At 59.0% G+C, this 25,253-nt stretch carries 22 protein-coding genes and 1 tRNA gene; 15 read left to right on the top strand and 8 right to left on the bottom strand.

The genetic code is table 11. The features are described from left to right. Positions 1–100: 100 nt before the first annotated feature. A complete protein-coding gene (locus QP093_RS07440) occupies positions 101–547 on the top strand; it encodes an acetylxylan esterase (protein ID WP_285015962.1) in 447 nt (148 codons plus the stop codon). Here QP093_RS07440 and QP093_RS07435 read toward each other — a convergent pair. Beyond that, the gene (locus QP093_RS07435; RefSeq protein ID WP_285015961.1) at positions 514–1,986 is read right to left on the bottom strand and encodes an arylsulfatase; all 1,473 of its coding nucleotides are present in this window, start codon (positions 1,984–1,986) and stop codon (positions 514–516) included. The two genes, QP093_RS07440 and QP093_RS07435, sit on opposite strands and share 34 nt — an antisense overlap. Next, positions 1,979–3,640 (bottom strand): xylulokinase, encoded by a 1,662-nt coding sequence (locus QP093_RS07430; protein WP_285015960.1) that lies wholly within the window; start codon positions 3,638–3,640, stop codon positions 1,979–1,981. Before QP093_RS07430 ends, QP093_RS07435 begins: the two co-directional genes overlap by 8 nt. 230 nt (positions 3,641–3,870) lie before the next feature. On the opposite strand from QP093_RS07430, the gene mgrA reads away from it, so the two are divergent. Both mgrA and QP093_RS07420 read left to right on the top strand, forming a co-directional pair. Then, on the top strand, positions 3,871–4,941 hold the full coding sequence (gene mgrA, locus QP093_RS07425) for an L-glyceraldehyde 3-phosphate reductase (protein ID WP_285015959.1): 1,071 nt from the start codon (positions 3,871–3,873) through the stop codon (positions 4,939–4,941). A 13-nt stretch (positions 4,942–4,954) separates the two neighbouring features. Next, complete coding sequence (locus QP093_RS07420) at positions 4,955–5,938, top strand: PfkB family carbohydrate kinase (RefSeq protein WP_285015958.1); 984 nt, start codon at positions 4,955–4,957, stop codon at positions 5,936–5,938. 29 nt (positions 5,939–5,967) lie between these two features. On the opposite strand, the gene QP093_RS07415 is transcribed toward QP093_RS07420, so the two are convergent. Next, complete coding sequence (locus QP093_RS07415) at positions 5,968–6,957, bottom strand: diaminopimelate dehydrogenase (protein WP_285015957.1); 990 nt, start codon at positions 6,955–6,957, stop codon at positions 5,968–5,970. Positions 6,958–7,090: 133 nt separating this feature from the next. Between QP093_RS07415 and QP093_RS07410 the strand changes: the two genes are divergently transcribed. Then, positions 7,091–7,163 (top strand) — tRNA-Arg (locus tag QP093_RS07410). Here QP093_RS07410 and gluQRS read toward each other — a convergent pair. From gluQRS to QP093_RS07395, 3 genes are read right to left on the bottom strand one after another with little or no spacing between them, the layout of a single operon-like run. After that, positions 7,129–8,139 carry a tRNA glutamyl-Q(34) synthetase GluQRS gene (gluQRS, locus tag QP093_RS07405; RefSeq protein WP_285015956.1) on the bottom strand — a complete coding sequence of 337 codons (1,011 nt, stop codon included), beginning with the start codon at positions 8,137–8,139 and terminating at the stop codon, positions 7,129–7,131. The two genes, QP093_RS07410 and gluQRS, sit on opposite strands and share 35 nt — an antisense overlap. Before the next feature lie 28 nt (positions 8,140–8,167). Then, positions 8,168–8,992 (bottom strand): hypothetical protein, encoded by an 825-nt coding sequence (locus tag QP093_RS07400; protein ID WP_285015955.1) that lies wholly within the window; start codon positions 8,990–8,992, stop codon positions 8,168–8,170. 16 nt (positions 8,993–9,008) lie between these two features. Next, positions 9,009–10,655, bottom strand: coding sequence for an L-serine ammonia-lyase (locus tag QP093_RS07395; protein ID WP_285015954.1), 1,647 nt, complete (start codon positions 10,653–10,655; stop codon positions 9,009–9,011). A 110-nt stretch (positions 10,656–10,765) separates the two neighbouring features. On the opposite strand from QP093_RS07395, the gene QP093_RS07390 reads away from it, so the two are divergent. The 7 genes from QP093_RS07390 (at position 10,766) to ppgK (ending at position 18,699) form a co-directional block, all read left to right on the top strand. Beyond that, on the top strand, positions 10,766–12,004 hold the full coding sequence (locus tag QP093_RS07390; protein WP_285015953.1) for an ROK family transcriptional regulator: 1,239 nt from the start codon (positions 10,766–10,768) through the stop codon (positions 12,002–12,004). Between the two features lie 229 nt (positions 12,005–12,233). Then, on the top strand, positions 12,234–13,670 hold the full coding sequence (locus QP093_RS07385; RefSeq protein WP_285015952.1) for an extracellular solute-binding protein: 1,437 nt from the start codon (positions 12,234–12,236) through the stop codon (positions 13,668–13,670). Between the two features lie 4 nt (positions 13,671–13,674). Continuing rightward, positions 13,675–14,571, top strand: coding sequence for a carbohydrate ABC transporter permease (locus QP093_RS07380; RefSeq protein WP_285015951.1), 897 nt, complete (start codon positions 13,675–13,677; stop codon positions 14,569–14,571). Next, on the top strand, positions 14,568–15,410 hold the full coding sequence (locus QP093_RS07375) for a carbohydrate ABC transporter permease (protein WP_092648957.1): 843 nt from the start codon (positions 14,568–14,570) through the stop codon (positions 15,408–15,410). Before QP093_RS07380 ends, QP093_RS07375 begins: the two co-directional genes overlap by 4 nt. Then, entirely contained in the window at positions 15,407–16,516 is a 1,110-nt protein-coding gene (locus QP093_RS07370; RefSeq protein WP_285015950.1) for an ABC transporter ATP-binding protein, read from the top strand. The genes QP093_RS07375 and QP093_RS07370 overlap by 4 nt, the downstream gene beginning before the upstream one ends. Beyond that, a complete protein-coding gene (locus tag QP093_RS07365) occupies positions 16,516–17,793 on the top strand; it encodes a CehA/McbA family metallohydrolase (RefSeq protein ID WP_285015949.1) in 1,278 nt (425 codons plus the stop codon). Before QP093_RS07370 ends, QP093_RS07365 begins: the two co-directional genes overlap by 1 nt. 150 nt (positions 17,794–17,943) lie before the next feature. Continuing rightward, entirely contained in the window at positions 17,944–18,699 is a 756-nt protein-coding gene (gene ppgK / locus QP093_RS07360) for a polyphosphate--glucose phosphotransferase (RefSeq protein WP_285015981.1), read from the top strand. Positions 18,700–18,702: 3 nt separating this feature from the next. Here ppgK and QP093_RS07355 read toward each other — a convergent pair whose 3' ends face one another. Next, the gene (locus QP093_RS07355) at positions 18,703–20,175 is read right to left on the bottom strand and encodes a mannitol dehydrogenase family protein (protein WP_285015948.1); all 1,473 of its coding nucleotides are present in this window, start codon (positions 20,173–20,175) and stop codon (positions 18,703–18,705) included. A gap of 121 nt (positions 20,176–20,296) precedes the next feature. Between QP093_RS07355 and mtnN the strand changes: the two genes are divergently transcribed. The 3 genes from mtnN to QP093_RS07340 are packed head-to-tail and all read left to right on the top strand — an operon-like array spanning position 20,297 to position 22,383. Beyond that, positions 20,297–21,019, top strand: coding sequence for a 5'-methylthioadenosine/S-adenosylhomocysteine nucleosidase (gene mtnN, locus QP093_RS07350; RefSeq protein WP_285015980.1), 723 nt, complete (start codon positions 20,297–20,299; stop codon positions 21,017–21,019). A 4-nt stretch (positions 21,020–21,023) separates the two neighbouring features. Further along, the gene (locus tag QP093_RS07345) at positions 21,024–21,500 is read left to right on the top strand and encodes a low molecular weight protein-tyrosine-phosphatase (RefSeq protein ID WP_285015947.1); all 477 of its coding nucleotides are present in this window, start codon (positions 21,024–21,026) and stop codon (positions 21,498–21,500) included. Further along, positions 21,484–22,383, top strand: a complete 900-nt coding sequence (locus QP093_RS07340) for a hemagglutinin (protein ID WP_285015946.1) — start codon at positions 21,484–21,486, stop codon at positions 22,381–22,383. The genes QP093_RS07345 and QP093_RS07340 overlap by 17 nt, the downstream gene beginning before the upstream one ends. Here the strand turns inward: QP093_RS07340 and QP093_RS07335 are convergent. After that, a complete protein-coding gene (locus QP093_RS07335) occupies positions 22,359–23,555 on the bottom strand; it encodes a glycoside hydrolase 5 family protein (RefSeq protein ID WP_285015945.1) in 1,197 nt (398 codons plus the stop codon). The two genes, QP093_RS07340 and QP093_RS07335, sit on opposite strands and share 25 nt — an antisense overlap. Before the next feature lie 289 nt (positions 23,556–23,844). On the opposite strand from QP093_RS07335, the gene QP093_RS07330 reads away from it, so the two are divergent. Next, complete coding sequence (locus tag QP093_RS07330; RefSeq protein WP_285015944.1) at positions 23,845–25,152, top strand: ABC transporter substrate-binding protein; 1,308 nt, start codon at positions 23,845–23,847, stop codon at positions 25,150–25,152. The last annotated feature ends 101 nt before the right edge of the window (positions 25,153–25,253 follow it).

Here is a 25,253-nt window from a genome sequence, read left to right as displayed (position 1 = left end):
GCCGCATAGCGACGCCTGGACCGGATTATCACTGCCGGAGGAAGCCAGGGCGGCGGCCTCACAATTGCAGCGACCGCACTGAACACCGGGTTTCGCAGCCATGCCGGACGTACCGTTCCTGTGCCACTTGGAACGCGCCGTGGGCATGACGGGACAGGAACCCTACGAGGAAATCTCCCGCTACCTGTCGATCATGCGCCAGAAGGTGGCCACGGTGTTCACCACGCTGTCCTACTTCGACGGAGTGAACCTGGCGAAGAGAGTCACTGCCGACACGCCGGCTCTGTTTTCAACAGAGGAGATGGATATGACCTGCCCACCTTCGACCGTGTTTGCGGCGCGAAACTGGTGGGGCAGGACTGATGCATCGCAGACCGGGGACGCCCCCGAAATCGTCGTCTACCCCTTCAATCAGCACGAAGGTGGACAAATGGTGAAGGGGGGGCAAGCAGCTCACGTGGCTGCGCGCACTGCTCGACGAGTCATCGTCACCGAGCTCGCCACGCTAGCCGCCTACCGGCCCTCATCCAGCGGCGGATGGGGCTGAGTCAGGACGGCGTGAACAGGTCGCCCAGTCACCAGGTCTCCCTCGTCAACAAACCCTTCCTCACGACCTTCGAGTTCGGCAATGAGGTAGCCGCGCGCTTTCTTCAACGCTGACTCGTAGTGCGGATCTGAAGCAAGGTTGTGAAGCTCGTGCGGGTCGTCGGCCAGGTCGAAAAGCTGTTCGGTGCCCCACGATGAGTACCACACATACTTGAAATGCTCGTAGACAATCCATTGCAGTGACTGGCCGAATAACGTGTGCTCACCGTGGATGTAGGTGCGCCACGACGCGTCCTGTCCACGCAGGAACGGTGCCAGTGACCGTCCATCCACGCCCTCAGGCACGGGTACGCCAGTCAGATCCAACAAGGTGGGCATCAGATCGCGAAGTTCGGTCAGCTGGTCGACGCGCGCTCCTGCAGGGATGCCGGGACCTCTCACGAGGAATGGCACGTGAGCGGACCCTTCGTAGGGGTATCCCTTGCGCCACAGATGGTGGTCGCCCATCATGTCGCCGTGATCGGAAATAAAGACCACATACGTGTTGGAGTCAACGCCGAATTCAAACAGAGCCTGCAGGAATCGTGACACCTGAGTGTCGATATGGGTCATATGTCCGAAGTAACCGGCACGCGCGCGATGCACGGACCGCGGATGATAGACGGCTGCAAGTGCTGTCGGATCCCAGGCGCGGTGCTCATCTTCCATGAGCTCATCAGCCCAGTCGCCCACGGGAGGATCAGTCAGCTCGGCCGAATCGTACTGCTCGAACGCCCATGCAGGCGGGTCGAGGGGCGCGTGCGGGCGGTGGAAGGACAGGTACAGGAAGAATGGACAGTCAGGATCGCGCCGGTACATCCAGCGGATCGCCTCACTGACAACCCAGTTCGTCGGATGGAGACGTTCTGCCTTGTCCCACGGACGGGCAACGATGGAATTGCATTCCAAGCCGGAATCAATGTAATCCTCGACAGCGTTTGCGCCCTCCTGGTCGCGCAGCCACGGCAGATAGTCGTCGTACCACGCCACATCGCGTGTGCGATCGCGTGAGACATGCAGGTAGCCGTCGTGCAACTGGACGTCATCAAATCCGATTCGCGTGCGTTCGGGCCAGTAGTGCATTTTCCCGATCGCCTGCGTCTGGTAACCGGCCTCTTTCAGACACTGCGGCAAGGTGGGAGCCATGTCGAATGTGACGCCGTCCTGGTAGCCGACGCGTCGGTGCGACTGAGGGCTCATGCCCGTCATGAGTGACATGCGCGCCGGCACGCATGTTGGAGCCGCGGAATACGTACGCGACATCTGCGCGCCCATCCCAGCCAAACGGTCCAGGTAGGGGGTCTGAACATCCGGATGGCCCAGACTGGAGAGGCAGTCACCCCGCCACTGATCGACACAAATCAGGACGATATTGGGACGCGAGTCCTTTGAATCAGTCATTTGATTCGTGCTGCGAGTGAGTGGAGAGTGCCCGGCCGGCTTCCTGCTGAACACTGATGGCCGCCTGGTAGCGGGTCAGGAAGCGCTCGAAACCTTCTTCATCGCGGGCGACAGGATCAATGACCGAGGATTCGGTGTCGGCAAAGACGCGTTCGGCAAGATAATCCGGCAGGGACTGAGCATCCCCATTGGCACGGTCTGCGCGGAACTTCGCCAGGATTGCGATGCCCCATGCTCCACCTTCGGCGGCGCTCTTTCCAACCGCAACGGGCACACCCAAAGCGCCAGCCATCAACTGCTGCGCGACGATCGGTGTCTTGAACAGGCCACCGTGAGCGAACAAGCGGTCCACCTGGACACCCTCGTCCTCAGTCAGAATGTTCATGCCCAGGCGCAGCACGGCGAACGGCGTCATGAGCTGTGTGCGCATGAAGTTTGCCAGGTTGAATGTGGAGGCAGGCGGGTTGACGAACATGGGTCGACCGGTTTCCACGCCGACGATCGGTTCGCCGGACAGGAAGTTGAAGGCGACCAGGCCGCCGCCGTCGGGATCGCCGGTCAGGCCATGCTCGTACAGCAGGTCGTAAACGCGTGGCTTGGGAATATCGACGCCGGCAATTTCAGCGAACTCGCGGAAGATCTTCACCCACGCATCCAGCTCACTGGAACCGTTGTTGGAGTGCACCATCGCAACCGGGGAGCCGTCGGGCGTTGTGACAGGGTCAAGCTCAATGTGCACCTTCTTCAGGGCTTTCTCAAGGACGACCATCGCGAAGATGGACGTGCCGGCTGAAACGTTACCAGTGCGCGGTGCGACAGCGTTCGTTGCCACCATGCCGGTGCCTGCATCGCCTTCAGGAGGACACATCGCGATTCCTGCCTCGAGGTTACCGCTGGGGTCGAGGAAGCGTGCACCCTCGGCGGTAAGTTCACCTGCATCGTCGCCCGCTGCCAGAACTGTGGGCAGCAGGTCTGCAACGTCCCACTGAAAGCCTTTTTCTGCGACGAGGTCGCGGAACTGCTGCAGACGGTCCTGGTCATAGTCAACGGTGGTGGAATCGATGGGGAACATGCCCGAGGCGTCGCCCACGCCCAGCACGTGACGACCCGTGAGACGTTCGTGGACGTAGCACGCGAGGGTCTGAATCTTCGCCACGTCCGTGACGTGCGGTTCCTCGTTGAGAATCGACTGGTACAGATGAGCAATCGACCAGCGCAGCGGAATGTTGAAGTCGAACAGTTCAGTGAGCTTTTCGCTGGCAGGCCCCGTGTTTGTGTTGCGCCACGTCCGGAACGGCACCAGCTGTTTGCCATCGGCATCGAAGGCCAGGTAGCCGTGCATCATGGCGGAAATGCCGATCGCGCCGACGCGAGTCAGCGTGACGTCGAATTCCTTCTTCACGGTGTCGGCTAGCGCGCGGTAGGCGGTCTGCACGCCTCGTTCCACGTCGGCCAGCCCATAGGACCACAATCCGTCAACCAGCTTGTTTTCCCATTCGAATCCACCCTGGGCAATCACCTGGAAGTGTGAGTCGATAAGGACAGCTTTAATGCGGGTGGAACCCAGCTCAATTCCCAGCGCCGTGTGTGCAGCGTCAATATCTGCGCGTTGTTGTTCGTGCGAAGATTGTGCTTCCTGATCTGTCAAAGTCACGTCATACTCCCGGTTCCGACAGTCGTCATCGTGTCGAATCTTCATTAGTCGTCAGGGTCATTCCTGTGCGAATTCCTCACCAGTGTACGTTATTGCGCGCACATTGAAAGTCTGATTGACCAGTTGGTGTTAACGCGATCATCGCGGCAGTGGTTCGCAGATGCACACGCAGTGGGCCATACTGAAGACGAACAAACTGCTCAGAGCGAGAAAAGAATGAAGGCAGTCCAATGGTGAACACGCACATATCAGAAACTCCTATCGCACCACAGCAGATCGATCGCCCGTGGGCACCGGACCCTGACCGATACAGTGGGCCAGGTGCGCACTACCGGCGCTGCGGTGCATCTGGACTGGACTTGCCTGCCATCTCACTGGGTCTGTGGCATAACTTCGGTGATGACCACCCCATCAGTGTGCAGCGGGAGATTATTCGCACGGCCTTCGATCTGGGGATCACCCACTTCGACCTCGCCAATAACTACGGCGTACCGTATGGCTCTGCCGAAAAGAATTTCGGATACCACATGGACCACGACCTGCGTCCCTACCGCGACGAACTGGTCATCTCCACCAAGGCCGGTTACGACATGTGGGACGGTCCCTACGGGAAAGGCGGCGGTGGTCGCAAATACGTTCTCGCCTCCCTGGATCAGTCACTGCGCCGCATGCGTCTGGACTACGTGGACATCTTCTACTCACACTGCTTCGATTCGACCACGCCGCTGGAGGAGACGATCGGCGCCCTTGAACAGGCTGTGCGCTCGGGTAAGGCTCTGTACGCCGGCATCTCGTCGTATTCCCCGGCCGACACCGAACGCGCCGTTGCCCTGGCAGCGGAGGTACACCTGCCGCTGATCGTCCATCAGCCCCGTTATTCCATGCTGGATCGTTCGGTCGAATCCGGCCTCATGGACACCTGCGGTGAAAAGGGACTCGGCATGGCCGTCTTTTCGCCCCTTGCTCAGGGCCTCCTGACCGACAAGTATTTGGGTGACGAGGGTGTCCCTGTCGGATCGCGTATGCGTGAACAACGCTTCCTCCACACCGATGTACTGACCGAGGATCGAGTCAGCCATCTGCGGGCTTTGAATGAGCTGGCTTCCCAGCGTGGACAGTCACTGGCGCAGATGGCGCTCGCATGGTTGCTCAAAGATGAGCGCATCACCACGGTTCTGGTCGGTGCCTCATCGGCTGCTCAGTTGGCTGATTCGGTGAGCGCCCTCGACAATGCGGCATTCAGTGAGGACGAACTGGCACTCATTGACGAACACTCGCGCCAGGCATCGCTGGACAACTAGGAGCAGGATCGCCATGACAACGCAGCAAATGGGTCGCGTCATCCACACCGGTCAGGTCGTCGTCGACCTGACCATGAATATCGACCACATTCCACAACCGTCCACGGAGATCTTTGCTGACGGATACGGGCTTGAAGTGGGCGGCGGTTTCAACGTCATGTACGCCGTGCGTCAGATGGGCATCATCGCTGAATACGCCGGCGGACTGGGAGTCGGGCCGTTGGCCGATATTGCGCGCGAACGTTTGGTACGCGAAAAAATCGTTGCCAGCGGGTATCGCGACACGACGATGGACACCGGAATCTGTGTGGCGATGACGGATCGCAACGCTGAACGCACCTTTGTTTCGACCCGCGGCGCTGAACTCAACACTCCACTGGACGCCTACGACGATATTCGACTGGGTGTGGGGGACGTTGTCTATATGACGGGGTATTCGCTGGTTGATGAAGCTCCTAAGGCCGCGCTGCTGCGGCTGATTGAACGGCTGCGCACGCACACGGTTAAGCAGTCGGCTGATTCCGATGAGAAACCCACGATCGTGTTCGACCCCTCCACGATGGTGGCTGACATCGACCGCGACACGTTGGAAACTGTGGCATCTGTGCATCCGATCTGGTCACTCAATGCCCGCGAATCACGCATTGTTGCGGGCACGCTCGGTGTCGAGATTGACGAAACGGACGATGCCTCACAGCTTGCGCTGTCTTTGTCTGAAACAGTGGACGCGCCCGTCATTGTGCGTCAAGGCGGCAAGGGGGCGTTCGTTGCGGCGGGCGGCCGAGTCGAGACCATCGCGCCGCATGCGGTTGATGCCATTGACACGAACGGTGCGGGGGACACGCATTGCGGCGTGGTCTGCGCGATGCTGGCACGCGGAAGCGAGCTCAATGAAGCGGTGCGCGTCGCGAACGTGGCGGCGGCACTGTCAGTGACGCGGCGCGGCCCGGCAACATGCCCGAGCCTGGTCGAACTTACCGCCGCACTGTCGTCTTAACGGTGTCGCTCACCCATGCCCACGCTAGGTTACAGGAGCTGGGAACGCAGCTCCTCGGCGCTCAGCGGTGAATAGTAGGCGGGCGCAATATCGAAGACGGTCATCGCACCAGTTCGTCCCTCGCGGGCCAGTCGGGCAACCGCGCGGGCAGTTGCCGTCGCGAAAGCACCCGTGAACTGCGGGTTTGATTCAAGCGTCAGGCCGAAGGAGACAACCTGGCGCGCACCACCGGCCGTGTGACCGCTGCGAATCACCTCTCCGCCGTGCGGCATGCCTGTGTGATCACGGTCGAACTCTTCACGGCTGATGAAGTGGACCGTGGTGTCGTAGTCAGCAAAGTAGTTCGGCATCGTGACGATCTCGCGTTCGATGCGTTCGCGGTCAGCCCCATCGGCCGCTACAACGAAACACTCGCGGGTGTGCTGCTCACGCGTGGTCAGCTCGAGTTCCTCTCCGGCACGAATCCGCTTGCTGTTTTCTTCGACCGGCACCGTGTACTGGATAGCGGTTTCGACACCCTCGATCCGCCGGATAGCATCGGAATGGCCCTGCGAAACGCCACGACCCCAGAACGTGTAGGTCTTCCCATCCGGCAGAGCGGACTGGGCGATAATGCGGGCCAGTGAGAACAAACCGGGATCCCAGCCGGTTGAAATCACGCTGAGGTGCCCCTCGGCGTCAGCGGCAGCATCAACGGCAGCAAAATACTCGGGAATCTTCGCATGAGTGTCGAAAGAATCAACCGTATTGAACAGTGCGGCAAACTCTGGACCCTGATCTGCCAGATCCGTAGCGGATCCGCCACACAGCACACACACGTCAATTTTGTCACGCCACTGAGGTGCATCACTCACAGCGACAGCTTCGCAGAATTGTGGCTTGACCGTCGCGGGATCGCGTCGTGTAAACACTGCGACCAGCTCCATATCCTCAGCGGCCTGAACTGCCTGCTCAACGGCCTTGCCAAGGTTGCCATACCCGTTAATTGCTACGCGAATTGGTGAATGCCTGTGTGTCATGGGTTGATGGTAGCCCGCACCACCTGCCCCCGCACCAGTGGTGTCCACACTGTGAATGTGGCGACGTTGACACCAATTCGATTTGAAGATCAGGCGCCTGACGGTCTAAAGTTAAGTTCAGCCAAACGGCACTGCGCTCGTAGCTCAATGGATAGAGCATCTGACTACGGATCAGAAGGTTGGGGGTTCGAGTCCCTTCGAGCGCGCAGCGGCCCCGCTCGGTGCGATCCACCGGTCGGGGTTTTGCTTTATTTGCGAGGGCGGCGTCACCATCCAGGGCTCTCGCGGCAAGGCGCGAAGCGCCGACAGATCCAACGTGTCAGAAAGATCATTGATCGAACGCGCACCGCGAACTCCCAGTGATTCACCGATCCACTCAATGACGTCGCTAACCGTCCACCCCAGCTTGCGCAGATCCGACAGCGTCACCGCGCCATCGCGCTTCGCCAGGCGCTGACCGGTGCCTGCGGCGAGCGCCAACGGGACATGGACAAAATTCACCTGGTCGATTCCAAGCATGTCGGCCAGCGCTCCCTGCGCCGGCGCCTGACTGAGCAGGTCGTCACCACGCGTCACCTGATCCACACCCTGCGCCGCATCGTCCAGTACGACCGCCAGGTTATAGGCAGGCGTGCCGTCGGAGCGCTGAATGACAAAATGATCGACCGGAGCGCGCACCTCACCGTAGAGCTCATCGTGAATGGTCCACTCATCCATCGGGGCGCGCAGCCGCAGCGCCGGACGCCTGCCAGATTCAGCCAGGGCCGCTCGGCGTCGCCCTCGTTCCGCATCACTGAGGTTCAGACACGTGCCGGGATAGTGGCCCGGCGGGCGGTGGGGAGCCGACGCAGCCTCACGAATATCGCGGCGCGAACAGTAGCACTCGAAAACCAGTCCCTGCTCCACCAGGTAGTCGATCGCGCGGCGGTGCACATCCAGGCGGGTTGACTGATACATGACTGGCGCATCCCACATCAGACCCAGCGCCGTCAGGTCAGCGATCTGCGAGTCAGCTGCTCCTGACCGCACCCGGTCCAGATCCTCGATGCGTAACTTGAAACGCCGGCCCGTTGCCTTCGCCCACAGCCACGCCAGCACCGCGGTGCGCAGATTACCCACATGCAGATCCCCCGACGGAGAAGGCGCGAAACGTCCGGCTCCTAGGGCTTTCACCTCACTCATGCGCCCCTCCTTTCATTGTCGAGGGCGCCTAGCGGCCACTTTGATGCAACTTGATGGATGCCCATACGAACAGGAAGACCGCGACCAGGGCCAGCAGGTGTAACACCACGGTGAGCCAGTTCATCGGATGGACGAATGTGCGATACGTGGCCCAGCCGTCCAGAACGAGAGCCGTCATCAGGTAGTACCAGCGGGCAGTGCGCAGGGGATTCGATGTCACTTCCGGGCGTGACGTCAAACGCGCGGCATACTCCTCAGGCGTGCCGAAATACTCCCACGGATCCAGGTCGTCGGCCTCACCCGGTTCAGTCAGGTGCGACTGGGCGTGTTGCAGGTCGGCACGTGCCAGACGCACCTGCGCCTCGGCTTCCTCCGGGGTCCAGAAGTGGGCGGCTCGCAGAACCCGCGAGGTACGGACATACCAGTTGTTTTCCCTGTGATCATTGTGCTCGTGGAGGGCGTCAGTCTCGCGCCACAACCCGATGCATACGATGATGACACCGACGACGAGGATACCGAGACGCGGAACCAGGACGCTGAGTTCATCGGGCACGCGCTGATCCACGATGTGAGCCAGTGCGATGATCATGCCGATTGCGGCGATGGCGCCGACAGACCACGCCACCATGTGCTGCCACAGACCCCGTACATATGACAGGGAAATGCCGTGCGCACAGGTCGCCATGAAGAAGACGGCGACGGCGATGAACAGGTGCCGGGTTTCAAATATGGTGGGTGCCATGCGCAGGCGCCATGTTCCCTCGCCAAGAAGTGACAACGCAATGATGACGATGCCGAGGATCAGGGTCGCGCCTTTCGCCACGCCCCAGTATCGCTTCGGTGGTGGAGCCATTTCGTCACCTTCTCATTCAGCATTCCACGACGTTGACGGCTAATCCGCCAGCTGACGTCTCTTTGTATTTCGACAACATGTCGTTACCGGTTTGGCGCATCGTTTCGATCACGGCATCGAGGCTCACTGTGTGCCTCCCGTCGCCCCATAGTGCCATACGGGCTGCGTTGATCGCTTTGACGGCGGCAATCGCGTTGCGTTCAATGCATGGAACCTGCACCAAACCTCCCACAGGATCGCACGTCAACCCTAAAGAATGCTCCATGGCGATCTCCGCCGCATTTTCCACCTGGAGTGGTAAACCACCCAGAGCCTGAGCCAGTCCGGCTGCAGCCATCGCGGATGCCGATCCCACTTCACCCTGGCATCCCACTTCGGCACCGGCAATTGACGCATTCGTCTTGATCAGCGCGCCGATGGCCGTGGCTGCGAGCAGGAATTGGCGTATGGCTCGGGTGCGGCGCATACCCGAGCCGCCCTCGTCATCACTGGCGAAGAGAGATGAGTCGACGCTGGGTGTAAACGTGGTGGCCCCCGCCTCAGGGCAATACGACACAAGGTATCCGAGCACGGCGGGGATGACTCCGGCTGCTCCGTTCGTCGGAGCAGTGACGATCTGGTGACCTGACGCATTTTCCTCATTGACAGCCAGTGCAAACAGGTTGACCCAGTCGATTGCGCGCATCGGATCGTCAGGTCGCTCGGCCCACGATGGTGCTGCAGAATTGCCATGCTGAGGGCGGTTACCTTGGGCGCACAGTTGAGTGAACAATGTGTGGGCGCGTCGACGCACATCGAGTCCGCCCGGCAGGATCCCGGTCGCGCTGATTCCCGCTTCGATGCAGCTGAACATCGTCGCGGCGATGCGGTCAATGTACCCGTCGACCATTTCGGTTGGACGCATCGACCGCTCATTGGCATAGACGAGGTCTGCGATGGACAGCTGCCGGGATGCGCACTGATCCAGCAGCTCGCGACCAGATGCAAAGGGATAGGGAGCCTGGCAGCCGTGAATGTCGGCAGCATCGGGAGCTACGAGGGATGTCACCTCCGGATGGGCGGTGTCATCGTTGGTTTGCATCATGACGAAACCGCCGCCGATGGAGTAGAAGGTGCGCCTGCGCGCAATGCGCCGATACATCTGGTCTGCCCACGCCGTGATGGTCAGCGCGTTGACGTGGTACGGCAGGATCGTTTCAGGTTCGAAACGAATATCGCGCGCGATGTCGAAGAACACGGAGCGGTGGGCGCCCACGGGCAAAATTCCTGTGCGGCTGACCGTGGGGAAGAGCGATTCGACGGTGGTGATGCTCACGGTTTCCGGGTCGTAGCCGGCCAGTCCCAACAACGTGGCTCGGTCGGTGTTGTGGCCTCGTCCGGTTGCTGCCAGCGACCCGTACAGGTCCACTGTGATTCGTTCGGGTGCAGTGTCGGTGTACTCCAGCTCGGTGGCAAAGGCCAGCCCCGCGCGCATCGGGCCAACCGTGTGGGACGAGGAAGGCCCAATCCCAATGCGAAATAGATCGAAGACCGACAGGGGATGCGGCGCGTCCGCTGCACTGACGGCGCCGGCCAGGAGTGACGCAGGGGTAGGCTCTTCAGCCCCTCCCTGAGCGACAACTGCCTGCCCTCCGTTGAAATAATGGTCGTTAATCCTGTGCATAGGCCTATTGTGCCGCCTAATTGGACTTCAAGTTGCGTAAAGTAGTAGGTGATTATGTTTGTTGCTGCCACCGTTGCGGATGGTCGCTCAATACTCTAACGGAGGGGAAGATGAGAATCGGGACCAGTCTGGTAGAAGTTGGTCAATATAACGAAAAAGTTGTCCTAAATGCTTTAAGACGTCTGGGACCTGCGAGCCAGCGTGATATTGCCGCAAGCACCCAGCTGTCGGTTCAAACAGTGTCGGCAATCGTTCGTCACCTGCTGTCCATCGACGTCCTCAGGGAAATCGGCACGGACTTTCGTGGACGAGGGCGTCCCCACGTCATCGTTGATCTGGTCCCGGAAGCTGCCTACTCGATCGGCGTTCACGTCGATCCGGCGGTGACCAGCCTGGTTATGCTCGACATGAAAGGCCGTGTCGTTGCCTCCAGCGATTCCGATGAGCCAACCCTGGCTGATCCGGTTGAGGCGATGAAGCAGACTGCCGGAAGGATCCGGGAGCTGGTGGAACGAACCGGTGTGCCGGAAGACAGAATTGTCGGCGTGTGCATGGCAGTGCCTGGAGTTGTTGACGTGGCGAACGGATCGCTTAGGGAATCCGTCTGGCTTCCTGAATGGCAGGACGCGCCGCTGGGTGCACTGCTGGCGGAAGGGCTGGGAGCTGAAAAGCCCATTCCGGTTGTCAAAGACACGATTTCGGCATCGATCGGTGAATGCTGGGTGCGCGGTGGCGACATCTTGGATTCAACGATGGTCTTCGTATACTTGGGTGCCGGAATCGGACTTGGCCTGGCGGTCGATGGTGAGCCGCTTGCCGGAGCGTCCGGTAACTCCGGTGAAGTGGGCACAATCCTGAAGACGCTGGGCATGTTCGAAGAGGATAGCGACGGTGGCCTCGACAACGATCCTGCTCTGCTTGTAGAGCGGGCTCACGGAAAGGGTGCCATCGACGGTGATCTTCCGCCGCGCGCCGACCACCACGCTGTGCGCGAAGCTCTGCACCAGGTGTGTGACAAGGCCGAAAATGGCAACCAGGAAGCACGCGACATCCTCCAGGCAGCTGCGCAGCGTATCGCAACTCTGACGGTGGGGGCAGTAGAACTCATTGATGCTGACCTGATCGTGCTGGGCGGTCCGTATTTCAAGGAACTGCAGCCCTACTACCAGAAAGCTGTGGAGGATCTGCTGGCGGAGTCTGCAACTCAGCGTCACCGTGACGTGCAGATCATGGAGTCGATTATGGACGAGGATGCCGGCGCCATCGGCGCGGCAGCCGTCGTTCTGGACCGCAGGTATACGCCACGTTCGCGACGCACGCGCATGGAGGATATGCCGAACAGAAACTGAGCACACCATGTGCTGACGGCACGCGACGAGATGTTTCGGATGAATGTCGCATCCTGGTTGACAAGTAGGTGAGTGCGAATAAGACTGGGTGTGACTCGAAGAACAGCTCGCCGCGTGCCTGTTCTTTTGACGCGGCGGCCCCTTCGGATCAGACAGTGAACACCATCTGACAATCTGACAATCAGAATTTGTACCAATACAGCTCACGCGTAAAAGAGGTTTTCACATCATGAAGCGTCACAATCGTCTTGTTCACACAGCTTTGTTAACTGCAGCAACGTGTACTTTCATCACCGCATGTTCATCGGGTTCAGGCGGCGAAAGCGATCAGCCGGATGCGGGGCAATCCTCGGGCGAAGATGGGGGAGCCATTTCGCTGTCGATCACTGCCAACTCGATTGCCGGAGGCAAGGGAGCGGCTGAAGCCGAATGGATTCAGGACTGGGTTATTCCCGAATTCGAAAAAGCTCAGGCTCAGGCGGGTAAAGATGTGACGGTGACGTTCATCCCGCAGGGGGTTGGCGATGAAGACTACAAAACCAAGATTGCGCTTGACTTTGAATCAGGCAAGAGCGCTGACGTGGTCGGACTGGACGGAATCTGGATCGGGGAATTCGCGGAGGCAGGCTACATTAAGCCGCTGAAAGAGGTTGTAGGAGATGCGGTTAGCCAGTGGGATGGCTGGGAGCAGATCCCTGAAGCTGTTCAAAATGCCGCGTCCTTCAACGATGATCTGTATGGTGTTCCGGTGGGCGCTGATGGCCGCGTCCTTTACTACAACAGGGAGCTCTTCGCTAAGGCTGGGCTTCCTGAACCGTGGGAACCGAAGTCGTGGGATGACGTTCTCGATGCGGCACGCCAACTGAAAAAACTGGATGGAATCACACCGATCCAGCTCAATGCCGGTACGGCAATGGGTGAAGCAACCACAATGCAGGGCTTCCTCCCAATGCTGGTGGGAACCGGGGAGCAGCTGTGGGAAAATGGCAAATGGCGCGGCGATACCCCTGGGATGCGCGCAGTTGTGAACCTTTACAAGACCATCTATGTTGATGAAGAACTTGGTGACCCGATCCTGCAGCAGGAGAGCGCTGGGCGTGATAATTCCTTCGCTGAATTTGCGGCCGGTAAGATCGGTATTCTTCTTGAAGGCGATTACCTGTGGCGGTCAGTGATCAACCCGGCTGAAGGTGTGGGAACAGCTCCGATTGAGAACCGTGAGGAAGTTGTCGGCTACACGCTGATTCCGGCGATGCAGCCAGGAAAGGGCGTGCGCTCGCAGGACTTCGTTTCAATGTCAGGTGGTGTCGCCAGGGTTCTCAATCCTGCCAGTGCGCACCCTGAAGAAGCATGGGAATTATTGACGTTTATGAGCTCACCGGAGGCTTTCGAGGTGCGGGCAAAAGGCACGTTGTCAATCTCTCCGCGGCTCGATGTTAATGAAAAGCTCCTGCCCAACGAACCCATGCTCACCTATGTTTCGGAAAACGTTCTGCCGATTACGTCCTATCGTCCAGGCGTAGCTGAGTACCCGGAGGTTTCTGTCGCCATCCAGCAGCTCACTGAGGACGTTGTCGCAGGCGTGTCCATTGACGATGCCCTTGCCACGTATGTGTCCACGCTTGAAGGAATCGTCGGAGCCGAAGCGGTCGCGAGTGCGAACTGACACCATGAAACGTCGCCGCGTACGTGCCGATGACGTTGCGGGGCTCGGGAAAGCCCGAGCTAGCGCATTCGTCATTCCGGCGCTCGTGCTTATCGCGTTGTTCCTCCTGTTTCCGGCTGTCTGGACGATTGTGCTAGGCATGACGAACTTCAGGCTGACAGGCAGCGCCGCAGCGAACACACAGTTTGTTGCGCTGGATAACTATTTTCACGCACTGAAAGATCCCTCATTTTGGAACTCGGTGCGTCTCAGTGTTGTTTTTGTCGCTCTTTCGGGCGTGGTGGGGCAAACGGTAACCGGTTTCTTCCTCGCGTGGAGTACGCGGCGCATTGCAGGGTGGGCCCGCACACTCTTGGAATCCGTCGTCCTTGCCGCGTGGGTTATCCCAGGGTCAGTCGGCGCATTCGTGTGGCTCGCTCTGCTTGACCGGCGTGGCGGAACACTGAATGCGCTTGTGCACACCCCGAACACCGCTTGGCTCATTGACCATCCGCTCACCGTCATCATCATTTTCAACATCTGGTGTGGAACGGCGTTCTCGATGCAGCTTTTCTCGTCCGCTCTGTCATCGGTGGCTCCCTCGCTGCTGGAAAGTGCCAGGATGGCTGGTGCGTCACCTTTCCGTCAGCTCAATGACGTGGTGATTCCTACCATTCGTGGCCATATTCTCACGAATACCCTGATGATCACGTTGTGGACATTCAATACATTTACGCCCTTCCTCCTGACCGCCGGAGGCCCGGGTCGCAAGACGGAAATCCTTTCGGTATATATCTACAAAACAGCAATTCCGGGCGGAAAGCTGGGCTTGGGAGCAGCACTGTCAGTACTCATGCTGGTGATCAACCTCATCATTGCCCTGATCTATATGCGGGTGGGACGCGGAAAGAAGACTCCATGAGCACGACGTCCATAGGCGCACATGGTCGACATGTCCTGCACAGAATCGTTTTTTCAATTCTGCTTGGGTTCATTGGAGTGTTCTTTGCACTTCCACTGACGTGGCTTTTCATCGCACCTTTCGATGAGAACCCGACGATGGCGTTGAAGATGCCCGAATGGTCTTTGGCCAACTTTCATCGTCTGGCTGACAATCCGTATGCGTTTGCGTCAATCGTCAATTCCCTGATCATTGCCGGTGGGACGATGCTGCTGACAGTCGTTGGAGGCACCCTTGCGTCATACGCACTTTCACGGGTGCGCATTCCCATGCGAGACGGATTGCTCTACGGCATGCTTCTGCTTTCATCCATCGTGACGGGCACTGCCGCCATGGTTCCCACCTTTCAGCTGATGAATGCCATTGGGCTGATCGATACACACACAGGTGTCATCCTGGTTCTCACCGGAGGCATGCTGCCTACCGTCATTTTCATTCTGAAAGACTTCATGGACTCTGTCCCTAAGTCTTATGAAGAATCCGCGCGATTGGCCGGCGCAGGTCCTGCACGTATCCTGTGGGACGTTGTGATCCCCATTGCCCGGCCCGGTATAGCATTCGTGGCAATCTGGACGGTTGTGCAGGTGTGGGGTAACTTCCTTGTTCCGTTCATCCTGTTGCGTGATCCCAGCAAGCAGCCAGCAGCAGTAGTGATGTACACCTTCTACACGGAGGCGGGGCAGGTGGATCTGCGGCTCCTGTCCGTATTCGCACTGGTTTTCGCGTTGCCGGTGTTGCTGATCTATTTCTTTGTGAACCGTCGTTTCGGTTTTCGCTTCTACGGAGGAATCAAATCATGACTGAGACCGTTTCAATGCGCCAGCTGGTCAAAGAATTCCCGAACGGGGTGCGTGCCGTGGACTCAGTTTCCATGAACATTCATGAGGGTGAATTTTTCGCGCTGCTTGGCCCGTCGGGTTGCGGCAAGACCACTTTACTTCGCCTCATAGCAGGTCTCGAGCAACTTACCGGGGGCTCACTTGAAATCAACGGCGACGACATGACGGAGGTGGAGCCGGGTGATCGAGGCGTAGCGATGGTCTTCCAGGACTACGCACTGTTCCCGCATATGAATATTTCCGACAATATCTCCTACCCGCTTAAGGTCCGCCGGGCCTCACGAGAGGTTCGCCGCGAAGCGGCCGAAACAACTGGTAAACGACTTTCACTGGAGCATTTGCTTGAACGCAGACCCGCCCAGCTATCAGGCGGACAGCAGCAGCGTGTCGCTCTGGCCCGTGCGATCGCCACCCGTCCTGACGTCCTGCTGCTGGACGAACCGCTGTCAAACCTCGACGCTCGGTTACGTCTTGAGGCGCGATCCTTCCTGAAGGAGCTTCAGCGTGAGCTTGGTCTGACTTCGGTGTTCGTTACGCATGATCAGGCTGAAGCGCTCGCTTTGGCAGATCGTATTGCAGTGATGAAGGACGGGAAGATCCAACAGGTAGGAACGCCCCGCGAGGTGTTTCACTCGCCAGAGAATGCTTTTGTGGCGTCCTTTATTGGATCGCATCCGATGAACCTGAATGCTGGGACGCTCAAGGTTGAGAACGGAGTAACGATGCTGGATGCATTCGGGATCCATATTCCGCTGGCCGCATCGGTTATCAGCATTGACGTGCCCGGCAGCGACCCGCGACCCGTCATATGGGGAATCCGTCCCGAATACGTTACGTGGTCGCAAACGGAAACGCCCGGAGCGCTGCGCGCCAGGATTGCGACTGTGGAGAATCTAGGCGCCTCGGCCCTCCTGACCGCACGCTGCGGAGATGACCGATTCCAGGCAGTTGTGCCCGAGAGTCCGCTTCCCCATGTCGACCAGGAATGCTGGTTCGCATTCCCTGTCTCAAAGGTGCTTGTCTTCGATCCTCAAACAGGTCATCGAATTGGCGGAGGTGATCAGTGATGGCACCTGTTCAACGCACACTTGTTGAACGCACCTTCCGCGTGACCCTGGCGGATCAGGCCGCCAACCGTTACCCGCGCGTCGAGTTCGAGGTTGATGGGTTCGACTCCATCGAAGCGACACTGAGTTTTTCGCGCGAAGGCGGCGCTGGTATCGACATGGGCTGCGAATCGCCGCAGGGCTGGCGCGGATGGTCCGGGGGTGCGCGCACCAGCTTCATCATTGCCCGTAGCGACGCCACGCCGGGCTACATTCCCGGTGACCTGGAGTCGGGCACGTGGGCAGTCGTCCTCGGACTTCATACTGTCCCTTCGCACGGGTGCGACGTGACGGTGTGCGTGCGCACACCCGCCAGCGGATCCATTGACCACGGACCGGCCGATGAGCCGATCCACCGTGAGGTGCGCGGCAGTGAACGCGGACTGCCTGCCCCGCCCGGACTGACGTGGTACGCAGGTGACCCGCATAATCACTGCCTGCATTCCGACGGGCAATTGTCGCTGTGGCAACTCGCGAACGAGGGCGTCGCCTCCGGCCTTGACTACCTCGGCTGCACGGATCACAACACAGTGAGCCACCATCCCCACCTGGCGGCTGTCAGTGCTCGCCACGGAATTACGCTGATTCCCGGTCAGGAGATGACAACGCACCGCGGGCACGCCAACGCGTGGGGCCAGGTCGGCTTTATCGATTTTCGCCAACCGGCGCAACGGTGGGTGGACGAAGCTGCTGAGCGTGACGCATTCATGTCCATTAATCACCCGGTGTCCGATGACTGCTCGTGGCTGCATCCACTGGAGACGGAACCACCAGGCGCGGAGCTGTATCACGGAAGCTGGTACCTGCGCCCGACTGACACCTCGATCCTGGCGTGGCATGCCCGCTGGAAACACGATGTGGTGGTGATGGGCGGAGGAGACTTCCATCATTACTCCACACCGCTGCGCCCCGGTATGCCGACCACATGGCTGGCAGCTGAAGAATGTACGCCCGAGGCGCTGATCGACGCGATGAAAGCGGGACGTACTACCATCACAGCGGCGGCACGGATGGTCAGCGAAAATGAAGCACGTCCGATCCTGTTCGATATTCCGACAATGATTCGACTGGATGAAGACGGGATTATCGCTGTCGATGCGGTCGGTACCGTTATGGTCGACCGTTTAGGGGAGCGCATCTGTGTCACCGACCAGAATCAACGCATTGCCGCGCCGCGCCGCTTTGGGCCGTTCCGCCTGGAAGGAGCAGACCGCCGCGTACTGGCTCTGTGCGGGTGAGTGCGCTGCGCATGAAACCGCACCACGTGGCTGCCGAGTTCTGCACGAATGAGGCATAACGCGTTTGAAGATGTTCGCACTGAGGGCGACGTGGTGGAATAGTAAGATCGGTAAGTAAACAATCGTGGCATGAAGAGCGGAGCAGGTCCCATGGCTACCCAGGCATTTGGAATCGACATTGGTGGATCAGGCGTCAAGGGGTCACTCGTTGACCTGAAGATCGGGCGCGTCCTGCGCGACCCCATCACAATCCCCACACCTGCTCCGGCCACCCCGGACCACGTCATCGCCGCATGCCAACAACTGATCGACCAGTTTGACGTTGCAGACGACGTGCCCGTCGGCATTTCTTTCCCCGCACCGATCAAACACGGCGTGATCCCCTTCATGGCGAACCTTGACCAGGAATGGGTTGGCATCAACGCCGAGGAACGATTCTCCACTCAGCTGGGACGGCCCACCGTCGTCATTAACGATGCCGACGCAGCCGGCCTGGCAGAGGTTCGCTTTGGTGCAGGCGCCGGCGTAGGAGGCGTTGTCATTGTCACCACGCAGGGAACGGGCATCGGATCCGGCATGTTCATTGACGGCACACTGGTTCCCAACACCGAGCTGGGACACCTTGAAATTGACGGGCGTGACGCCGAGTCACACGCGTCAGCCCGCCAGAAGACGGTGTACAACCTGACGTGGGAGCAGTGGGCAGAGCGTCTCCAGCGCTACTACTCGCATGTCGAAATGCTCTTTTCGCCCGACCTGTTTGTCGTAGGGGGCGGCGTGTCGGAAAATCACGACAAGTTCCTGCCGTTGCTGGACCTGAAGACACCGATCATTCCGGCGAAGTTGGGTAACCTCGCCGGAATCATCGGAGTTGCGTGTGCTGCCGGTGAAGCAGCAGCCCGCTAAGCGTCAGTTCGCCTGAGTAATCAGCTCGCGCATCACGGCGCGGGCACCGTCGCGCCGAATTGCGTGCAGCCAGTGTTCGAAGCGATCCGCGAACTCACTGGTTGATTTCAGCTCGCCGAACAGGCGGGCATCGCTCAGCAAAGCGCGCGCATTTCCGGCCTTTTGCTGCTGCGCCAGCGAGATCAGGCGATCCCGATACTGGTCGTTGATGGTGATCGGCGCGCCGTCCTCGTCGTTGCCTTCCAGTGTGAGCGCCCACGCCGCACACATCGCCGCACCCAGATCAACCGGGCGACCCTGCTCGATGCATCCGCGCAGAGCCGGCAGAACGAATTTGGGCACGCGGTCCGATGCGTCTTCGGCCAGACGATTCAGCGTGTCAGCAATGGCGTGATTGGTGAAACGCTCGAAAAGCGTATCGACATACTGGTCGAGGTCGATGCCCGGCACGGGACGCAGGGTCGGCAGTGCTTCACGCTCCAGGTAGGCGCGCGTCACAGCTTCAATGTCCGGATCTTCAGCGGCCTCATGTGCGTAGGTCATTCCCAACAGGCGGCCCCAGTGTGCGAGCATCTGGTGGGCGGCGTTGAGCAGGCGGAGCTTCATCAGCTCGTAGGGCACCACGTCCGTGACCATCTGGGCGCCGACTTCTTCCCACTGCGGGCGGCCTGCCGGGAACTTGTCTTCAATAACCCACTGAATGAACGGTTCAGCGCCAACCGGCCACGCATCTTCGATCCCCCACTGCTGTTCGACCAGTTCGCGATCTTCGTCAGTGGTCACGGGCGTGATCCGGTCGACCATGCAGTTCGGGAACGCAACATTGTCGTCGATCCACTGCGCCAGCTCCTGATCCGACAGTGCTGCCTGCCCACAGGCTGAATCGTGCGCAATGTGACCGTTGCCCGGCAGGTTGTCGCACGACAGTACGGTGAACGGTTCAATTGCGCGCTCGCGGCGCTCCCTGAGTGCCTCGACGATCAATCCGAATGGCGTGTGAGGCGACTGAGGTGACTGACCGTCCTCACGCGCAGCGTCATCCGGGGCGAATTCACCGGTCGCATCATCGATCGGGTAGCCTCCCTCGGTGATCGTCAGCGACACAATGCGAGTCGAGGGAGCTGCAAGCACGTCGAGCACTGCCTGAGTATCGTCTACCGCCAGCATATGATCCATGATCGAGCCGATCACGCGCGCATCGTACGAGCCATCGGGTGCTTTGAGGACCAGAGTGTACATGCAGTCCTGCGCATGCAGAGCATCGTGCATACGTCGGTCTCGCTCCAGCACGCCTACACCGCAGATGCCCCACTCCGGCACGTCATCATCATGCTGACGCAACAGTTCATCAAGGTAGGCGGCCTGGTGAGCTCGATGAAAGTTTCCCATTCCGAAATGCACGATCACATTGCGTGGCTCGGATTTCGGTGAGCGTGAGTATGTGGGTGCAAGATCGCTGTGCGCGGGTAACGTCATCTGTGGCTCCCTCTGATCTTAAACTTGGAGATTTTTCCGTTGTCCCTGACATTTCCAGTGTAGGACACACGTATATCCAAAGGTGGCGGCAGGATTGCAGGCCGGCGATAATACGTGCGTGATGATCTTTATCCAGTGCGCCATGGCGATGGAAGCAGCACCGTTTGTCGACCAGCTTGAGCCAGGCGCCACCCGCCACATTATCGGCCATGCTGACACTCACCAGCAGGTCTTTACGCGAGGGACACTGCGCGGCCACGACGTCGTGGTGGTCGAATCCGGTATCGGCCTGGCGAATGCTGCGAGCGCCACAGCCCGCGCACTCACATTCGTCGAGGACCCGGCGACTGCGTTAGTCGTTGTTGCCGGAACATGCGGTGGCCTGGATGAGGAAGCCCAGGTGGGTGACGTCATCGTCGGTACCAGCACCGTGTATTCCAGTGCCGATGCCACAGAATTCGGGTACGCACCCGGCCAGATTCCGCAGATGCCTCCTAAATACACTGCAGGGCAGCACGCTGCGGCATGTGCCGCCCGTGTCGAGGGTGTGCGCGCCGGCCAGGTCATCTCCGCCGATTCATTTGTCACCGCGCGCACTGTCCACACTGTTCGCACTCGTTTCCCTGCAGCGCTGGCGACCGACATGGAAACAGCCGGTGTAGCTCAGGTCTGCTTCGGCACACGCACCTCCTGGATCAGCATGCGGGCGGTATCCGACCTGTGTGGCCCGCAGGCCGGCCAGGACTTCCACATGGACGGCGACAAGGCCGCGCGCATCTCTGCCGCAGCGGTATGTGAGCTGCTCGACCTGATCGGCGGCACTCAGGTGTATCAGGCACAATAGTCGCATGTCGTTTTCAGTAGTCATGGTATGTACCGGAAACATTTGTCGATCCACAATGGCCGAACAGCTCCTTCGTGAAGCTGTTGAGCACGCGGACCTTGATGTGCGAGTGGATTCGGCAGGGATCTCCGATGAGGAGGAGGGTAACCCGATCGATTATCGTGCCGAGCGTGTGCTGCGCGAAGCAGGATACGGCATCCCCACCCATCGGGCGCGCCAGCTGCTGCCCAGTGAACTGAGCCAGTGGGACCTGATCATTGCGATGACTCGCGGCCATGAACGGGCAATCGAGCGCATGGCTGCACGCACTGGAACGGATCCGGATGTCCACCTGATGCGCGAATTCGATCCGCAGGCAGATTCGGACCTGGATCTTCCTGACCCGTGGTATGGCGGGCATCAGGATTTCGTCGACACCCTCCAGGTTCTCGAACGCTCTATCCCGGGCGTGGTTGACTATATCCGTGAGCACAGGCAATAGTCACCACTCCGACAGCCAGTCGCCTCGGGCAGCGTTGACGTCGATCGGAATCATCGTGCTCGCAGTCGCCATGGTGATCGCGCTGGTCGCCCTTGTGACGACGACGCTGTCTAGCCGCAGTAAGAAGGACACGTTTGAACCGCCCGCGCACTCTGCGCCACCTTCGGGGCCTGTGACACCGCCGCTGGATTTTTCGGGCTTCGACCCGTCGAACATCATCTCTGACGAGGAATTCTTCAATGACCGCGCACTGACGCAGGATCAGATCACAGCGTTCATCACCCAGTGGAACGATGGCTGCAGACCCGGTCCTGATGGCACGCCGTGCCTGAGTTCCTACCGTGAAGACACAGCCGACATCCCCGCCGACGAGTACTGCGATGGTTTTGCGGGTCAGACGGGCGACACCCCGGCATCGATTATCTCCAAAACTGCTCTCAGCTGCGGCATTAACCCGGAAGTGCTGCTGGTGATGCTCCAAAAGGAACAGGGATTGATCACCGCTTCGGGCGTGAAGTTGGTCCCGAGTCGTTACGCCTCCGCGATGGGATACGCATGCCCCGACCGACAGGCGTGCGACCCGCAGTATGCAGGTTTTGCCACGCAGGTCTTCCACGCTGCCAGGCAGTTCAGAATTTACGAGGGCGCCCCCGGCATGTACGACGTGATTCCTGGGCAGGTCAACACCATCCGATTCCACCCCGACGAGGCGTGCGGTGGCAGCGATGTGATGGTAGAGAATCAGGCCACAGCAAATCTGTATAACTACACGCCTTACCAGCCCAACGATGCCGCACTCGCCGGTCATCCCGGCGACCAGTGCTCAAGCTGGGGCAACGCGAACTTCTACGCGTACTATCACGCGTGGTTTACACGCAGCTGAGGCCACACGTGATCCCTGGTCCAGATGCGTTGGAAAGTGTCGAAGACGTCGCCCTGGGGGCCTGCCTCGTGACGCAATGCGGGGTCTGCTGGCACGTCTAGTACGGGACGCTCAGCTGAGTCAGCGCCAGCCGTGCCGATATTGTCACCGGAACGCACAGCGTGAGCAAATTCGGCTACTGCCCGCCCGACGGGCTTGACTTTACCGTCGCTGTCGATCAGGCCGAGTGAATACTCCAGTTCGGGGAAGTCAGCCAGTTTGCGGGACACATCATGGGAACACCACCAGGTGATGCCAGTCAACTCCGGCACGTCGATCACTCCGCGGATTGTTGCGGTAGCAAAGTCTGCAGCGTCCTCAGCCGTGACACATGTGATCGGAGCGCCCACCTCCTGAAGCCATACGCCGCGGTCAGGCACGTTGCAGTATCTGTTCCATGCGCAGGCCAGCTCGACCAGGTAGCGCGCGAATACCTCCAGTGCCGGATGCCGCTTGCCGTAACGCGGCCCGACGTGGGCAAAAACCCACGAATGAACGGTAGTCAGATCGCCGAACTGTGTTGCAAATGGTGGAATGAACGGATGAGTGGCATCGAACCAGAGGTCATCATCAAAGCAGTGCACGCATGCACAGCGTCGATCAACTGCCCCGAATATTTCAGTGAGCCAGCGACGCGCTCCGTCTGTATCGACCCTGCTGTGATCGGGATGGCGTGCTGCGGCAAACTGAGGAAATTCGTTTCCAATGCATATGCCGGCCGTGCCGGGCTCGTCAGCCAACTGTGTGCTCAACTCATTGACGAGGGCGGCCTGTCCGCTGCGAATACGCTCGGACGTGAAGAGATCATCATGATGCCAGGTCACCGTCCACGAAGGAAGAAAATCAAAAGATGACAGGTGTCCCTGCAGGACATCGACCCATGTGCTCATTCCACGTTCGTGTGCCAACTGCACGAGGCGGCGCACGTCGTCGATTGCTGATTGGCGAATCAGTGTGCGATTGGGTTGGAGCAATGGCCACAGCGGGAAGATGCGGATGTGATCCATTCCTAAAGCGGCGATCGCATTGAGGTCGCGTGCTGTCTGATCGGCATCGAAGTCGAGCCATGAATGAAACCAGCCTGCCCGGGGCGTGTAATTTACGCCGAAGGCAATCGGTCGAATACTGCTCATGACAGCCTCTTTCTCGCGTGGAGTATGACAATGCGGGAATGGCGGTGTGCTCACCTGAAGAACAGGAGAACGAACCATCCTAGCTCTCACTTCAATTGCTGTTGTGCAGCAGGAACGGCCAGCGCCAGGTACCGAAGCCCTTGTGCTCTAGAGAAATTATATAGAAATCAGTGAGCCTGACGGAATGTACGGAAGATCTAATCTGATGTACCTGATACGTGCTACTAGTGTCATACTGGTTGCTGTGCGCAATGCACATGTCATCATATTTTCGAGGGAGAAAACACAGATGAAGGCTTGGAATAAAGCCGGTCTTGCCATGCTGGCAGGTACGGCAATGCTGATGGGGCTGACGTCCTGCACTGGTGGTGGTCCGGTCACTACGACGAACGAATCCGGAGACGATGCGCTTCAGAGTGGACCAGTCGAAGGGGAGATCACTTTTCAGACATGGTCGCTGAAGAATGACCGATTCACACCGTATTTCGAAAAGCTCATTGCAGACTTCGAAAAAGAGAACCCAGGAACGAAGATCAAGTGGATGGATCAGCCCGGTGACGGCTACGAAGACAAGGTTCTTCAACAGGCAAACTCCGGTGAGTTACCCGACGTCATTAACCTCCCACCCCAGTATGCCTATCAGTTGGCCAAGGCTGGACAGTTGGAAGATTTAGCGAAGGCGGATCCTGAAGCCCTCAACGCTTATGTCGACGGCGTGACGAAAGCGTACACATTTGACGATGCAGGAGGCGGCTCATACGGATATGGGTGGTACCTGGGAACCGACGTGAACTGGTGGAATACCGCCATGCTTGAAAATGCAGGTGTTGATGTCAGCACGTTGCCTGAAACACTCGATGACATGCTTGACATGGCGATCGACGCGGCGAAGAAGACCAACGGTGAAGTGAAAGTAGTTTCCGATCTGCCTGCCTTGGCGACGCTCGCCTCGTCGGGTGTTGAGATTATGAAAGATGGGAAGTTCACGTTTGCCACTGATCGGGCTAGGGAGATTGTCGAAAAATACGCCGAAGCATTTAAGGCGGGAGCCATGCCGGCTGAAGCACTGTCCGGTGAGTGGGTAGGCAACTCTGCTTCCTACAAGGAAGGCAAAGTCGCCTGGACAACCGGTTCAGGAGGATTTGCGTCGGAGCTGGAAAAAGAAGCTCCCTCCATCCTTGAAGCTACGAAGACAACGCCACGTTTCGGTATTCCACCTCTGTTCAGCCAGGCACTGTCCGTGTCAGCCAACTCGAAGGCCAAGCCGCTGGCACTGAAATTCGCGCAATACGTGACCAGCAATGAGAACCAGGTTGAGTTCTTGAAGATCGCCCAAGGCTTCTTCCCTGGCACGAAAGAAGGCAACGAGAATCCGGAGTCCTTTACCTCTGTGATTGAGAACCCGCTGCAAAAGGAAGCCACCGAGATGGCGACTGTATCTATTTCCGGCAAGACCCAACCTGAGCAATTCCAGCTCACTGAGAAGATCAGTAACTACTACAACCAGCAGATCGCTCTGGCTGTTCGTGGTGACATATCTGCCGAGGAAGCACTGAAGAAAGCAGAGGATAACGCCAACGCTGAGCTCAGCAACTGATCGATGAGATCTTTTCCGAATGTTCCGGCCAGAAAGCCCGCCGCGCTTTTGGGCCGGAACTTCGGTCTGCTAATCACGTTAATCAAAAAGGTGGCTCTCTA

Origin of the sequence: Pauljensenia sp. UMB10120 (genome assembly GCF_030212035.1) — a bacterium.
In the GTDB taxonomy this organism is placed as follows: Bacteria; Actinomycetota; Actinomycetes; order Actinomycetales; family Actinomycetaceae; genus Pauljensenia; species Pauljensenia radingae_A.
Note: the sequence above shows the minus strand (reverse complement) of the source record. Positions and strands in the feature narration are given on the sequence as shown.